Source organism: Andreprevotia lacus DSM 23236, from assembly GCF_900176275.1.
Lineage (GTDB): Bacteria > Pseudomonadota > Gammaproteobacteria > Burkholderiales > Chitinibacteraceae > Andreprevotia > Andreprevotia lacus.
The window spans coordinates 50,287-64,371 of sequence record NZ_FWXD01000016.1; the positions used below are offsets into that span (position 1 = coordinate 50,287).

The following is a 14,085-nucleotide window of genomic DNA, read 5'->3' on the forward strand; positions in this document are numbered from 1 at the left end:
TTTAAGCCCGCATGAACGCCCCGCACCGCCGCCTTGCTGCCCTCATCGCCCTCGCCCTGCTGGCCGGCCCCGCCGCCGCGCAAAACTGGCAGGCGCTGGGCGCCAGCGGCAAGGGTGATGAATTGGCGGTGGATGAAGACAGCCAGGTGCTCAACCCGGCGGGTATTTCGTCGGCCCGTTTCCGGCTCACCCACGCGCAGGCCGGCACCCTGGGCGATCGGCGCGCCATGCCGGCGGGCTGGCTGGAGACCATCCAGTTCGAGGCGCGCTGCAGCGAGGGCACTTCGCGCCAGCGCACCCTCAATGCCATTGTCAGCGCTGGCGGGCGCAGCCAGCTGCTGCCGGGCGACAACCGGCCGCTGGCCGGCCCGTTCACCCCGCCGCAGCCGGGCACACAGGCCGCCACCATGGCCGCCTGGCTGTGCACCGTGCCCGACAACGTCGAGGCCGCGCACCGCTGGCAGCCCATCCTGCCCGGCAGCCAGGGCGACCAGATTGCCGTCGATGCGCCATCGCTGCGGCAAGGGCGCGATGGCATTGCCAGCGGCTGGTTCAAGCTGGCGCTGGCCCAGCCACTGGCCGATGGCGATCCGCTGGGCCGCCGCCCGCAAACCATCGTCTACCGCGTCGAGGCGCGCTGCGCCGATCAGCTGGCCCGCTTCACCGCCACGCGGCTGTTCACCGGCAAAGACAACCAGTCGCCGCGCTTTGGCGCCGCCAACCACCCGCTCGATACCCCCTACACCCCGGTCGACCCCGGCACTGCCGGCGCAGTGATGAGCAGCTATCTGTGCCCGGGCAATGCCCAGCCCAGCCAGGCGGCTGCGGCCGAAGGCAAACAGTCATGATCTGCCAGCCCCACCCGTTGCCAGATGCCGGCACGCTGCCGCTACCAGGCACCGGGCTGGTCTTGCAGCAATAGACCACGCCCCAAGCTGTCTGATTCACACATCACCCGGTCAGCAAGTGTTGGCGGGTAAATTACCCCGTCATAAGCTGTGTCATCCCGTTTGATGACACCGCCCAGGATCTGCCATGCCCCCATTCCGCCCTACCCTGCTGGCCAGCACCTGCGCCGTGCTCGCCGCCACCGCGCTGCTGGCCGGCTGCAGCACCCCCAGCGTGGCCGAGCAATGGGGCACGCAGTTTCGCGCGCTGCAAATGTACCCGGTGTTCCCGCCGCGTGAAGACGTGCAGCCCGGCGACATTCTGGCGGTGTGCAACAACCGCGCCAGCAGCAAGACCATGCCGATCTCGGCCCACCTGTACCGGCTGCCCGGCATCAAGGCGCTGCTGGGCCACTATTACGCCGACGACAGCATCGACCTGCCGCCCAACCAGAACCTTGCCAGCGGGGCCATGGCCGAGCGCAACGACATTTTCAACGCCACGCCCGTGCAGGCCAACCGGCTGCGCAATGTCGCCTTCCCCGATACCTTTGCCGCCCGGCTGGCCAAGGAAGACATCGCCGCCGTGATTCCGGCCGGTGTCACGCTCAACAACGCCACCATCGGTGCATCGCAGTTTCGCAGCGGCGCGCTCAGCATTCCGTCGGCCTCGTCTTATGGCCTGCCCACTACCGTACTGCTGCCACCGCTGATGACCGAGCTGGAAGCCGACAACAGCCCGCTGCTGGCCGTACTGGACGCCTACGGCCAAACCTCGCCCTGCGGCACCAATGGCACCTTGCAGCTGATGCTGGTGCAGGAAGTCTATCTGGCCAACACCATCAAGCTGCAGCTGGAGACCGACAACGAAACGGCGGCCAAACTACAGACCAGCTTTATTCCCGCCGCCGGCAGCACTATCGCCAACACCATCAAGAGCGTGCTGGCCGCGCACCAGGCACAGACCGCATCTGCCGCCGCGCCCACTGGCAAGCCCACCGCCAGCGCCCCGGCCACCGTCCCCCCGGGCCAGTTTGATCCGCAGACCGTGGCCGACGAAATTACCCAAAAGCTCACCACGCTGGGCAACGCCCAATCAGAGGACACCAGTCTGCCCAACGCCAAAGTAGGCATCAGTGTGGGTAGCACCGGCAGCATCAGCATGTCCAAGACCTTCGTCCACCCGGTGGTGGTGGGCTTTAGCGGGGTCAGTATCGGTCTGCAGCAAGCAGAGCACCTGATACCGGACACCGGTACGAAGACAGCCAGCGGCACCAACGCCAGCAGCCCTCCGGCTGCGGCAGGCTACAAACCGTCACTCAAGTTGGTGCTGAAAAACCTGGCTGGCAATGGCGTCGCGCTCATCTACGCCAAACCCGGCAGCAAACCCGCTGAACGGGCCTCGGCACCGGTAAAACAGTAGCCCCAAACCCGGCCCAGATCCCAAGCCCTGCTGAAGCAGCTTGCGCAATTCAGGCGCGATCGGTTCCTGCACTAGCGTCTGCGTGGTGTGCACGCCTGTGCGCAAACCGCCGCTCAGCACATGGCAGCTGCCGGCGCAGCGGCTGTCTGGCCTGCCCCCGCCTGCATCAGCTGCGCCAGCACCGCCAATCCCGCTTGCGGGTCGTCCAGCGCCAGCGGCAGCACGTGCAGGGTCAGCCGCGCGTCGAACTGGAACGGGGCGATGGGCTTGGCGGCGTTGAAGCGCCCCCAGGCCGGGTAGAGCAGCGCCATGTGGCCGCTGCCTTGCAGGTATTTCTGGCCGTAGGCGTAGAGCTGGTAAAAGTCGCTCTGGCTCAGCTCGTAGTTGCTGCTGCGCCGGCTGGCATCCAGCAGCTTCCATTTGGCGTCGAGCACCCAGCGCTGCGAGCCCTGTTGCAGCAGCAAGTCGGGGCGCAGCTGGAAGAAATTGCTGCCCGCGTGCGTGCACAGGTACTGGCTGGTCACCTGGCGATCCAGCCTGGCGCCGGCCGGCAGCGCGGCGCGCAGGCGTTGCTCTGCATAGCGCTCGAACAGCGTGCTCATCGGGAACAGCAGACTGATGCCGCGATAGCCGCCGGCCACCGCCAGCGGCATGTGGCGGTACAGGATCAGCTCGCACCACGGCCGCAGCGGCTGGTAGTGCGCCAGCAGACGGTTGTTTTGCCAGGCGCGGAAATCCTGCGCGATATCGCGGCTGGCGGGCAGGCTGTGCAGCAGGCCGGCCAGCTCGTGCGCCAGTCGCCAGTTGCCGCTGTCTTGCGTGTGCTTGCACACCACATCCAGCGCGGCCTTGAGCAAGCGATTCTCGGCGCGATCCGGCGTGTAGATATCGTGGCGCAGGTGAAGCAGATGCGCACGGCCGGGCGGCTGGCGCATTTGCCGCACCACATCCAGCTGGCCGCGCAGAAAGCGCTGTTCTTCTTCCACCCGCTGATAATCAAAACGCAGCCCGCGCTTGAGCAGATGATCCAGCGCCAGCAAGAATTGCTGCATCACCCATTCGGCCAGCGGCGCATCGTACAACGCCAGGCTGGCTTGCTCGGCATTGCGCGTGGGCAATTCCAGCGCGGCGGCAATCATGCGCTGCAGCAGGGCGCGCGCGGCGGGCACGCAATCTTGTTCCTCGCAGTGCTTGGGCAGGATTTCGATCACCTGGCCGCACGGGGTTTCCAGCACGCCTACGTAGTGATCGAGTTTGAGCCAGCGCCGGCCATCCACCTGCAACAAGCTGGCGCCGTTGCTGCGAAAGCGGCCGGCCAGCTCGCACAGCCAGTCAAACGCGCTGGCGCTGATGTGCGCTTCGTCCAGCGTGTTGCGCGCCAGCGGCGCGGTGGTAAGGCGCGCGTATTCGCGCACCACGATGGGGGCTGGCATCAGGCCGCCGCCCCGCCAGGCTGGGCGAGGATTTGCCGGTAGGCATCGGCGTTGGTAAAGGCGGCCTCGTTCAACCGCCAGCGCTTGCCCAGGTTGAGCTGCCCCACGCCCGGGAACAGCACGGCGGCATCCAGCGCGTCATCTTCCACGATAAAGCCCTGCCCATCCTTGCTCTGGTCATTGAGCACCCAGGCGATGCGCTCCCAGTCTTCAAAGAAGTATTCCTGCAGCAGCGGCAGGATGTTCTGGCGGAAGATGGCCGTCAGCCGCGCCAGCGTGGGATCACTTTGCAAGGGCATGAACCAGGCATGGCCCAGGCAATGATCGCGGTCAAGCAGCGCGGCAATGCGCTGGTTCATCAGCTGCAGCAGCGCGCCGATGTTGATGCCCTCGACCAGCACATCGTTCAGCAATTCGGGCTGCGGCGGCATGTCGACAAAGGTAAAGCGGCGGCGCAAGGCCACATCCAGCCCGGCCAGCGAGCGATCGGCGGTATTCATGGTGCCGATCAGATAAACATTGGCCGGCACGCTGAACGGCTTTTTGGAATACGGCAGGGTCACCGACAAAGCCTCATCCGCCCCGGCGCGCTTGGACGGCTCGATCAAGGTGATCAGCTCGCCAAAAATGCGCGAGATATTGCCACGGTTGATTTCGTCGATGATGAGCACATGCGGCTCGTGACGCGGCGCAGCCACGCCCTGCACAACCGGCTGAGCGCCATGCGCCTGCAGGTGTTCCTGCAGCTCGCCCCAGCTGAAGCGATCCAGCTGGTAAACCGTTTTCATGGTAAAGCGCTTGCCTGCATTGAGCGGGGCAATCGGCAGCTGCAAATCGCGGTACAGCCAGCGCACCGGGCGCACATGGTTATAGTCGCTGCGCACGCCCTCGTGCGGCTGGGTATCAAAGCGGTAATCGCCGCTGACCACGCCGATGGCCTCGATCAGATCGGCCGAGCGAATGCACAGCACAATGTCGCCCACCGCCATTTCCTCGGCGAAATAGCGCAAGGTGCCCTTGTCGCCCGAACCCAGCTCCTCATGGTAGGCATTCTCTTCGCCAGACTGCCGCAAATCGCCGGTCTCGCCCCAACCGATGCGCGCCTCGCCGTGATTCAGGCACCAGGTTTTGGTGGGCGAGTTGCCCGCGCTGTTGATCGACATTTTCCAGATGGTTGGATTGGGCCGGATGCCGACGTCTGCCTCGGGCTTGCCAAAGCGCGCATCGTCGCAAATGCGCTTGAACACGCCCGGCTCGATGCGGTACTCCACCTGCTTGTCGTCATTGCTCTCGGCGCGCAGGCCCTCCACAAAGTCCTCGTAGCTAAAGCTTTGGTGGAAGGTGACAAAGCGGATGCGCTGCTCGCCCGCCAGCCGGTCAAACTCGGCCTTGAGCGCCTTGCGGTCATTGGCATGCTGCCGCAGATAGGCCGGGGCCAAAATGGCCAGCGCCTGGTTGATGGTATGAAACGTCTTGCCCGTGCCCGGCGGGCCGAACAGGATCTGGTTGAGCGGCTGGGCTTGCATGGTATCGAGGGTAGTCATCGCTGCGGTCGTGTTGCCTGCGCTTTGCAAGCGTTGCTGAAAAGCCAGCCAGGCGCGCAGGCCGGCTTGCACATTGTTGCTGTTGGCGCCGCCCACGTCGGCATGAATGCCGCCGCTGCGGTATTGCTGCGTCATGCCCTGCAGCCGCGCCAGATCGTGTATGGCAAACACCGATTGCCCGCAATGCTTGCTGATGGCATTCAGGCCGGACACATACACGCTCACCGTGTTGGCAGTCTTGCCATCGGCCAGCAAATAATCCTCAAAACGCTGCCGGTAGTGGCTGATGCTGGCTTCAGCATCCAGGGGCAGATCGGGGGCGGTCATGTGGGGAGCGGGCAGACAGGCTTGTAAGGTATGCAATTATGCCGCAATGGCCAAGCAAGCGAAATGCACCAATATGGTGAATGTGCACGCGGTGTCGGTAGCCTTCTCCCGCCCAGCCTGCGCCGGCAAACGATGTGCCGATCACGCTCGTCGAGTGGTAATGTGGCGGCTTTTCTTGGCTGCAGATTGAGGCGGGACGTGACAAGCAAGCATTGGACGCGTGAACAAGTGCTGGTGGCACTCAATCTGTATTGCCAGCTGCCATTCGGCAAATTGCACCAGCACAACCCACTCATCATCGCCACGGCCGCCCTGCTGGGCCGCACGCCCAGCGCGCTGGCGATGAAGCTGACCAATTTGGCTAGCCTGGACCCACACATCACCAGCTCGGGCCGGGTGGGCTTGCCCGGCGCCTCGGCACTAGATCGGCAAGTGTGGGGGCAATTCCAGGCCCAGCCAGAAGCCATCGCCTACGAGAGCCAAACCCTAGTCGATGCGCTGGCGCAAGACCACGCCGCGCTGGCACCGCTATCAAGCCAGAGTGAGGCCGACGCCGTCTTGCCCAGCTATTACGCCGCCAACACCAGCGCCACGGTGCAGGTGCGCGTGAAGCAAGCGTTCTTTCGCAAAGCGGTGCTCAGCAGCTACGAGCACCGCTGCTGCATGACCGGCCTGGCCGACGCGCGCCTGCTGGTGGCCAGCCATATCGTGCCGTGGAGCAAAGACGAACAACAGCGCCTGAACCCCGCCAACGGCCTATGCCTATCTGCACTGCACGACAAAGCCTTCGACCGTGGCTTGCTCACCGTAACGCCCGATTACCAGATCAAAGTTTCACCCCAACTCAAAGCCACCCCCGCCAGCCCGCTGGCGCACGACTATTTGCTGGCGCTGGATGGCCGTAACATCACCCTACCCCACAAATTCGCCCCACTGCAGGCGTTTTTGGAGTTTCATAGCAAGGCGGTTTTTTTGGGGTGAGGGGGTGGGCCAATGCGTATTCCGAGGCTGTTTTCACACTGCGTTTATCCGGCAGCCGCCAGTAAACCTAATCCCTTCAATCTCATCTGCAGATCCGACACTGGATAAAATAGATGAACCTTGCCTTGCACCACGCGCTCTAGCAGGCCGATATCTACAAGCCCAATCAAGTCGCTTCTGGCCGTCTGATAGACCACGCTATGGCTCTGCTGGTGCACATCGACGCGGAACGGTTCTTCAGGGTTGCGCAGCGCGTGGCCAAGCAGCGCAATCTGGCGGTGGTTGAAGCGGCCGCGCAAGGCATGGCTAGCGAGCATGCGCTCGGTTTCTTTTTGCTCCTGGCCTTTTCTAGACAGATAGTCGTGTAACGCCTCAATGGCTCTTCTGATGGTGGCAAGCTGATGCAGCAAGAAGTAGGTGGTATCGTTGTTGTCTGTCTCGGTATACAAATAGGCGCGTACATACTGGCTTGGAGCCTTGCGCAAAATATGCGAAATCGACACGTACTCCATCAACCAGTAGCCATCGCGCGCCATCGCCCAGTAAAACAGCGCCCGCGCCACGCGGCCGTTCCCGTCAACAAAGGGATGATCGTAGCCGATCATGAAATGCAGCAAGATGGCACGCAGCACCGGGTGCAAAAAAGCGCCAGTTAGCTCAGTCTGGTTGGCAAAATCGCACAGTATTTGCAAACGCTCGGGCAAGCTGACCCAGCCTGATGGTTGGTGCAAGATGGTACCGTCACGATTGTCCACCACTTGCACGTCATCAGCACGCCGCAGACGACCCTCGTCCTGTGGGTCAGCCAACGTGCCGACAGTGAGCATGCGATGCAACTCCAGCACGAATTCGGGGGTGAGCTTATCTGGGCGCTTTTCGCGGATATAGCTCATGGCCAGATGATTGTTAAAAATCATCTGCTCGCTATGATCACGCGGCTTGCGCTCTTCCCGCAGCATGGCCTGTGCAACACGGCGTGTGGTCGATGCGCCCTCCAGCTGGCTAGAGGTGATCGCCTCCTCAATCAGCGAGCTGCGCAGGTATTGCTGCTGACTTTGCACCGTCGGCGCACCTGATACGGCTTCGATACTGCCAGCCGCATCCCGATCGATATGATGCAGGTGTATCTGGGCTTCGTTAGGGACGTTGAAGCGGAATGGGTGGCCGCCCTTATCGTACAAAGGCAGCAACCTTGAAATGGCTGTACGTAGCATATGGGTGCCTAGCCACCATTCTTCCTCGCTCAATCCATCTGGCGGTCTGCGTCGGCGCAGCTCATCCCAGTGCAGATAGCGTTCTTGATCCAGCGAACCCATCTTTGCCAACACGCGCGCAAAATCACCCTGGTCGAGTTTGCCCATCATCTCGGACAAGGATGGAGGCCTTTGTGGTAGACGCATGATGTACTAAATTTAAGAAAAATTAGCAGGTTTTTACTATAGCGCTACCAGTATAAAAAAACCTACTAAAAACACATAAAATTAGTAGTTATTAGTAGTAGCACCACCAAAAAACCCGGCCAACGACGGGTTTTTTATGAGCATCAACCCCCCTCACCCCACCCCCAAGCGCTTCAACCCCTGCTCCACATCCTGCTCCAGGCAGGCCAGCCCGCTGCGCAGCAGCGCCAGGCCCAGCGCGCGGCGGTGGGTGGGGGTTTGCATGTCGTTGCAGATCAGTGCTTCGGCGTGTTGTGCCGGGTCGGCGCCGGTTTGGTCATCCGTCGGCAGGTCGGTGATGGCGATCAGCGCGTAGGCGCCAGCGCCGTTGGCCACTGCGCGCTGCAGCAGGGTGCTGTGCAGGTGCAGCAGTTGCAAATCGAGCGGTGCTGCGGGGTGTGCAGTGCTGGTGGTACTGTCGTTCATGCTTGCCTTCAATGGTCGTTGCGGCCGAAGGACATAATAGAACGATCGTTCAATACCTTGCTACGCCGTAACCGCTGGCGCATATATGCCGCACACGCACCCGCTGCGTGCTGGCTGGCAATGGCGCGCGGAAACATCAATCCGGGAGCGCCGCTGTTTCGCCCGCAACCACCGCTTGGCACCCGGCCTGGCCGGGTGCTTGATGCCGCTTCACCCACACATGCAACCCGCAAAAAAACAGGCACCCGGCAGGGTTAAGCGCCGGAACGATTGGTTTACGACGACCCCGTTCGTACCGCTGACGAGCGTCAGCGAGGCTCCCTCGCGGTGGCGAGGGCGGGGGGTGTCGGGTCTAACAGGGGAGCGCCGCTGTTTCGCCCGCAACCACCGCTTGGCACCCGGCTTGGCCGGGTGCTTGATGCCACCTCGCTTGCAAATACAACCCGCAAAGAAACCAGGCGCTCAACAGGCAGGCGCCGCTGCAGCCTGCCACGGGTTGACGGCGGCCTTGCTGATCGGCGGCGTGGCAATCGAGGGGTAGATGGCCTTGTAGATGGTGTTGCCGTAGCGCACATAGGCGCCGATCGGGTAAGACGTGCGCACGTCCCACGCATTCACCTGGCAGCTGGCTGCGGGCAGCTGGCCGTTGGGGATGTAGGTAAAGTCGGTCAGCACCACCTCGGCCTCTTGCCCGTTGCTGGGCACGCGGCCCTGGAATTGCCAGAAGTTGATCATGAACTGCTGCGGTTTCTGCGCAATGCACTGGGCGGGGATCAGGCTGCGGCAGCCGTATTCGGTGCTGCCGGGGCCGGCCTTGGTGGCGGCCGGGTCGCTGGGCAGCATGCTCCACTTGGCGATCAGCGGGCCGCTGCTATAGGCGTCAACATGGCCGGCAATGGCCTGGTAATCAACGCTATCGGGCTGCCAACTGTAGCGGTGCGTGCTTTTGCCGGCCGGGTCGGCCAGCTCGAAGCGGTGGCTGGTGTACTGGTTGGGCACCATGTGCCACACCGTCCAGTTGCCCAGCGGGTTGCTGTCCTGGCCCCAGCGCGAGAATTCGATATCGATCTCGTTGGTGCCATCGGGGCCGACATCGGCAGTGGGGTAATGGAAGAAACCCAGCACCAGGTTCTTGTCCAGCTGGGCGGGGTTGCCCAGGTAGTGAAACTGGTACAGGCCGAAGTGGGACAGCGCCGGATTGGCCAGGCGGATTTCGGCCGACGACCATACGCCGTTGCGGTTGGCCACTTTCAGGTGCAGATAGCCGTTGCTGTCTACCCAGGCATTGCGGTCGTCAAAGTTGTTGGGCCCCGGGCCGCCGGTGCGGTTGCTCACCGTCCACTGATAGCCGGACCAGTTCAGCGTGGTGGCCAGCGCTTGCGCGCTGCCCAGCAGGGCCAGCGACACGGTGATGCAGGCGCTCATCTTTGCAGCAAGATTCACTGTGATTCTCCATGGTTGGAATGCTTGGAAAACTGCGCATCCGGCGCGGCAGGCGCGTGGTGTAGCGGCAGGTGCGTTGCCGCATGGCCCGCGCTGCACGCCCCAGCGTACCGGCCGGATGCGGTCTTGCGGTGCCGGCTGTGATCTCCCTCACCGGCGGGCACACCTTAAGTCATTGACACTGCAGGGTAAATGTCGAGATTCTGCAACTTTGCTTGTCCCGATTCGGCAGCGCTGCCCGATGGCAACCATCTACCACGAGAAGTTCGAGGTGTCCGCGCAATCCACCCAGCATTCGGTGGGCGGGCGCAGCTATTGCAATGACTATCTGCACGGTCTGCTGGATCGCGGCATCTTGCTGGCCGGCGTATCGCAGCTGCGCGAGCACCACTATGTAGAGCGGCTGGATGCGCCGTTTCATGTGCTGCTGTGCTGCCAGGAGGGCCACGGCCACGTGCTGGAGGGCGATACGCGCCGCCCGCTGGGGCCGGGCCAGCTGGTGGTGCTGCCGGCGCACCGGCATGGCGGCTTTGTGCTGGGCAGCCCCTATTGGCGGCTGGCCTGGCTGGTGCTCGATGACGTCGCCGCGTGGGATTTCCTCAAGCAACCCCAAGCGCTGTGGGCGCAGGCACAGGCGGCAGAAAGCCTCTACCTGAGCATTGCCTGCCTGCACCAGGAGGTGCAGCTGGGCCAGCGCGGGCATACGCAGGGCGCGCTGCAACTGATGCTCGATACGCTGCAGCGCGAAATGACCGCGCTGCAAGCCGCCCGCCGCCCCACGCGCGCGCAGCAACTGGGCGCGCTGCTGGAAAAAATCTACCTGAACCCGGCCACGTGCTGGACGGTGCCGATGCTGGCCGGGCAACTGGGCATGAGCCAGACCACCCTCACCCGGCTCTGCCAGCAGCAGCACCGCGCCACGCCGCAGCAGCTGATCATTGCCGAACGCATGAAGCGCGCATACGCCTGGCTGCAAACCGGCTACGGCAACGTCACCGAGGTGGCCACCGCCTGCGGCTATGAAGAAGTGGCCAGCTTCAGCCGCCGTTTTGCCCAACACTTTGGCCTGCCGCCCGGGCAAATCGAACCCAGATACGCGCCGGGTGCGGGTTGATGCGGCCTGCCCGGGCGCCATTTCGCGGCGGTGCTGCCAGGCACTGACCAGCGGCGACACAAGCGCGCAGCGGCGGGCCAACCCGCCCACGCAGCAGCGGCGTGGCCATCAACGCCGCGCGCGCTGCAGCCGCTCCCAGTCATCGCGGCACACGGCGTCGCACCAGCGGCGGCCGGCGCTCATGGTTTCACCGCAGCACAGGCACTCGCCGGTGGCCGGTGCTTCGGGTTTGCGGTGGGCCAGCGCAATGGCGCGCCACAGGGTTTCCTGCTCGCTGGCGCGGTCGTCGATGCTCATGGCTGGCCCCCTGCGGCGGCGCGTTCTTCCTCGATCAGCTTTTGCAGGTAGTGCGCGGCTTTTTCCAGGTCTTGCAGGCCGTTTTTCTGTTGATAGCGGCTGATGTATTTGATGACGTTGCCGGCCAGATAGCCGATGCCGTTGGCGTGGATGTAATCCCACGGTTGCACGGCCTGGTGGCGATAGTGCTCGCCGCCGACCTGATGCTGGTTTGCTGTTGCGGTCATGTGTCTCTGCTTTGGGTGGGTGGATGCCCGGCCGGGTGCTTGTGGCGCCAGCCGGGCTGGTTGTTCGGGCTGGATCGGCCCCTCGGCCGGGTGTCTTGCTGCCGCAGATCAGCGGCAGGGGCGGCGGTCATGGCGCGGCATGGGGGCTCCGGCCGCGCCAGCTGTCCCAGTCGAAGGCGACGAATTCGCCGCCGTCTTCACGCAGCCGGTCGAACACGCGCTCGCCCAGATAGCTGCGGCATTCGCCCACGGTCAGGTTGGTCAGCAGCAAGGTGCTGCGGCGGTGTTCGTAGCGCTCGTTCAAGAGGTCGAACAGCAGCTGCTTTTCGTTGTCGCTGCCGGCCTGCACACCGATTTCGTCCAGGATCAGCAAATCGGGCCGCGCATACAGCGCCACCACGGCGCTTTCGGTCAGCGGGCTGTTGCGGCTCCAGCTGTCGCGCACCGCGCGGATATAGCGCTGCACGGTGGTGAACAGCGCGGTCTTGCCGTGCCGGCCCATGGCCTGCTGGGCGATGCCGATAGCCAGATGCGTTTTGCCGGTGCCGCGCTCGCCGCTGAAAATGGCGCTGCGCCCGCTGGCGGGGCCGGCCAGTGCGGCGGCGTAAGCGTGGGCAAACGCCAGTGCGCGCTGCTGGCCAGCCTGCGTGGCCTGATAGTTGTGCAGGGTGCGATCAAGAAAACGCGGCGGGATGGCAGCCTGCTGCAATTGCTGCTGCCAGTGGGCGCTGCTGGCCTGTGCGGCACGGCGCTCGGCATCGTGCCGGCTGGCCTCGGCCTGTGCGGCGCTGCACTGCGGGCATTTGCTCCAGATGCTGCCCAGCCATTTGCGGCTGGTGTAATCGCCATGCTGCGGGCAGGTGGCGCTGCGCGTGGCCGGCGCGCCCAGGGCGGCAAGGGTAGTCATTGCCGTCATAGCCGGCCCCCCGCGCCATAGTCGCGCCGCTGGCCGTCGTCATAGCTGGGCTTGCCGGCTGGCGCGGTCTTCAGCGCAAACAGGCCCTGCCAGCCATTGCGTATGCTCTGCTGCAGCACTGCATCGGCCTGCGCGCCCTGCGCTGCCAGCATGGTCAGCTGCGCCTGCACCGTGGCCGGCGTCAGCCGTTTGCCCAGCTGGCTGCGGTGCTGCACCCAGCCCTGCCAGACTGCCGGCGTGACATTGGCCGGCAGCGCTACGGTGGCCGCAGCACAGCGCACCACGCTGTCTTGTTCCACTGCGTGTTCGCTAGCGTGTTCCTTGCCCCTTGCCACAGCGGGCACCGTTGGCGTTGCAACTGTCGGCACCGTTGTGGTGACTGCGGGCGCAACCGTTGCCGGCGCAGCAACCGTTACTGCATCGGCCCCGCCGCTGGCGGCCAGATCGGGCACCAGCAGCCGGTATTCGCAACTGCGGCCACGGCCGCCGTCGCCGCTTTTGTGCAGCCAGCCCAGCCGCGCCAGCTCGGTGGTGGCGGTGGAAATCTTGCCTGGCGCCAGCCCGCAGCGCTGCGCCAGCTTGTCACGGCTGGGCCAGGCGGTATCGGTGTTTTTGCGGCGGAAGGAATACAGCGCAATCAGCACGCGCAAATGCGTTTTGCTCAGCCGCTCATCCAGCGCCATCGCCGCCGGCAGGTAAACGAACAAATCGTGCACATCCACGCTCATGCGCCACCGCCTGCCGCGCGGGCGATGAGTGCAAAGAGGGCAAATGCCAGGGAGGGCGGCCACAGCGGGCCGGCAATCGACAACATGGGGGTCACTCCATCAACACGCCGTGGCCGCAGCAGCGCGGCACGCACGGCAAATCACACAATCAAGTGTGTAATATGATCGAGGCGATTCCCGCCGCCGGCAAGCCCCTGCCCACCCGCAACACCCGGCCCGCGCCGGGCCATGCAGCCCGCAGCCAGCAAGGGCGCGGCTTGGCGGCAAACAGCCTGTAACGCGGCAGAACAGCATATATGCCAGCCCGACACGCCACCCAACGCCCCGCTGGCCGGCAAACCGCGTTGCAGCACACCCCGCCGCCCGCTGACCTGCCCACCCGCCGTGCTGCGCGTTACGCCCGCCCTTTAATTACACACAAAACAGTGTAATCATGGGTATAAGCAACCCACAGGCCACAAGGACCCCAGCCGTTGAACACCATTCACAAAGAAGCCGTCTTCGCCCAGATCAAGGCGCTGGTGGCCCGCCGCTACGCCACCAGCAGCCGGGCCGAACGCGGGCAATACATGGCTCGGCTCAAACGCAACGTGCTCGGCATCGCGCACGACCCCACCAAACTCGCCCGCGCGCATGCGGTGTTTGCGGGGATGTTGGGGGAGGAAGCCGGGGCACATGAATTGCATGACCCTGCTAACTCGGGCTGACTAAGCAATGCGGACATCAGCCCAAGGGGCAACAGCGAGAAGACCAAGCCCCGCAGTAACGCGTTCACAAAGGTGAATTGGCCAAGGCTGTGCAGATTTGGGAAGATGCACGATTGTAACCAAGCCACGGCTTGGGGGATCGCTTCCCATCTAAAGGACGCGGGACGAGTGATCAGACTGGATGTACTGATCA

The 14,085-nt window shown here is 64.0% G+C and carries 14 protein-coding genes; 5 read left to right on the plus strand and 9 right to left on the minus strand.

The genetic code is table 11. The features are described 5' to 3' along the window. Positions 1 to 11: 11 nt before the first annotated feature. Positions 12 to 848, plus strand: a complete 837-nt coding sequence (locus tag B9A19_RS13975; protein ID WP_084091424.1) for a hypothetical protein — start codon at positions 12 to 14, stop codon at positions 846 to 848. Positions 849 to 1,035: 187 nt separating this feature from the next. Next, entirely contained in the window at positions 1,036 to 2,310 is a 1,275-nt protein-coding gene (locus B9A19_RS13980) for a hypothetical protein (RefSeq protein WP_084091425.1), read from the plus strand. A 113-nt stretch (positions 2,311 to 2,423) separates the two neighbouring features. Here B9A19_RS13980 and B9A19_RS13985 read toward each other — a convergent pair whose 3' ends face one another. Together B9A19_RS13985 and B9A19_RS23320 are read right to left on the minus strand one after the other, a co-directional pair. Then, entirely contained in the window at positions 2,424 to 3,743 is a 1,320-nt protein-coding gene (locus B9A19_RS13985; protein ID WP_084091426.1) for an McrC family protein, read from the minus strand. Continuing rightward, entirely contained in the window at positions 3,743 to 5,614 is a 1,872-nt protein-coding gene (locus B9A19_RS23320) for a DUF8426 domain-containing protein (protein WP_084091427.1), read from the minus strand. Before B9A19_RS23320 ends, B9A19_RS13985 begins: the two co-directional genes overlap by 1 nt. A 198-nt stretch (positions 5,615 to 5,812) precedes the next feature. On the opposite strand from B9A19_RS23320, the gene B9A19_RS13995 reads away from it, so the two are divergent. Beyond that, positions 5,813 to 6,595, plus strand: a complete 783-nt coding sequence (locus B9A19_RS13995; protein WP_139798850.1) for an HNH endonuclease — start codon at positions 5,813 to 5,815, stop codon at positions 6,593 to 6,595. A gap of 44 nt (positions 6,596 to 6,639) precedes the next feature. Here the strand turns inward: B9A19_RS13995 and B9A19_RS14000 are convergent, their stop codons facing one another. The 3 genes from B9A19_RS14000 to B9A19_RS14010 all read right to left on the minus strand — a co-directional run bounded on the left by B9A19_RS14000 (position 6,640) and on the right by B9A19_RS14010 (position 9,903). Further along, the gene (locus B9A19_RS14000) at positions 6,640 to 7,959 is read right to left on the minus strand and encodes a Fic family protein (protein ID WP_245804347.1); all 1,320 of its coding nucleotides are present in this window, start codon (positions 7,957 to 7,959) and stop codon (positions 6,640 to 6,642) included. A gap of 189 nt (positions 7,960 to 8,148) precedes the next feature. Then, a complete protein-coding gene (locus B9A19_RS14005) occupies positions 8,149 to 8,460 on the minus strand; it encodes a hypothetical protein (protein WP_084091429.1) in 312 nt (103 codons plus the stop codon). Positions 8,461 to 8,922: 462 nt separating this feature from the next. After that, positions 8,923 to 9,903 carry a LamG domain-containing protein gene (locus tag B9A19_RS14010; protein WP_139798851.1) on the minus strand — a complete coding sequence of 327 codons (981 nt, stop codon included), beginning with the start codon at positions 9,901 to 9,903 and terminating at the stop codon, positions 8,923 to 8,925. Between the two features lie 241 nt (positions 9,904 to 10,144). Here B9A19_RS14010 and B9A19_RS14015 point away from each other — a divergent pair, with 241 nt between their 5' ends. Beyond that, positions 10,145 to 11,017 (plus strand): helix-turn-helix transcriptional regulator, encoded by an 873-nt coding sequence (locus B9A19_RS14015; RefSeq protein ID WP_084091431.1) that lies wholly within the window; start codon positions 10,145 to 10,147, stop codon positions 11,015 to 11,017. 108 nt (positions 11,018 to 11,125) lie between these two features. Here the strand turns inward: B9A19_RS14015 and B9A19_RS14020 are convergent, their stop codons facing one another. The 4 genes from B9A19_RS14020 to B9A19_RS14035 all read right to left on the minus strand — a co-directional run bounded on the left by B9A19_RS14020 (position 11,126) and on the right by B9A19_RS14035 (position 13,185). After that, positions 11,126 to 11,314, minus strand: coding sequence for a hypothetical protein (locus B9A19_RS14020; RefSeq protein ID WP_084091432.1), 189 nt, complete (start codon positions 11,312 to 11,314; stop codon positions 11,126 to 11,128). Then, on the minus strand, positions 11,311 to 11,541 hold the full coding sequence (locus B9A19_RS14025; protein WP_084091433.1) for a DUF3310 domain-containing protein: 231 nt from the start codon (positions 11,539 to 11,541) through the stop codon (positions 11,311 to 11,313). Before B9A19_RS14025 ends, B9A19_RS14020 begins: the two co-directional genes overlap by 4 nt. Before the next feature lie 127 nt (positions 11,542 to 11,668). Continuing rightward, the gene (locus B9A19_RS14030; protein WP_176216943.1) at positions 11,669 to 12,448 is read right to left on the minus strand and encodes an ATP-binding protein; all 780 of its coding nucleotides are present in this window, start codon (positions 12,446 to 12,448) and stop codon (positions 11,669 to 11,671) included. Positions 12,449 to 12,453: 5 nt separating this feature from the next. Beyond that, positions 12,454 to 13,185, minus strand: coding sequence for a helix-turn-helix domain-containing protein (locus B9A19_RS14035; protein ID WP_084091435.1), 732 nt, complete (start codon positions 13,183 to 13,185; stop codon positions 12,454 to 12,456). Positions 13,186 to 13,658: 473 nt separating this feature from the next. Between B9A19_RS14035 and B9A19_RS14040 the strand changes: the two genes are divergently transcribed. Next, positions 13,659 to 13,892 carry a hypothetical protein gene (locus B9A19_RS14040; RefSeq protein WP_084091436.1) on the plus strand — a complete coding sequence of 78 codons (234 nt, stop codon included), beginning with the start codon at positions 13,659 to 13,661 and terminating at the stop codon, positions 13,890 to 13,892. Positions 13,893 to 14,085 lie beyond the last annotated feature (193 nt).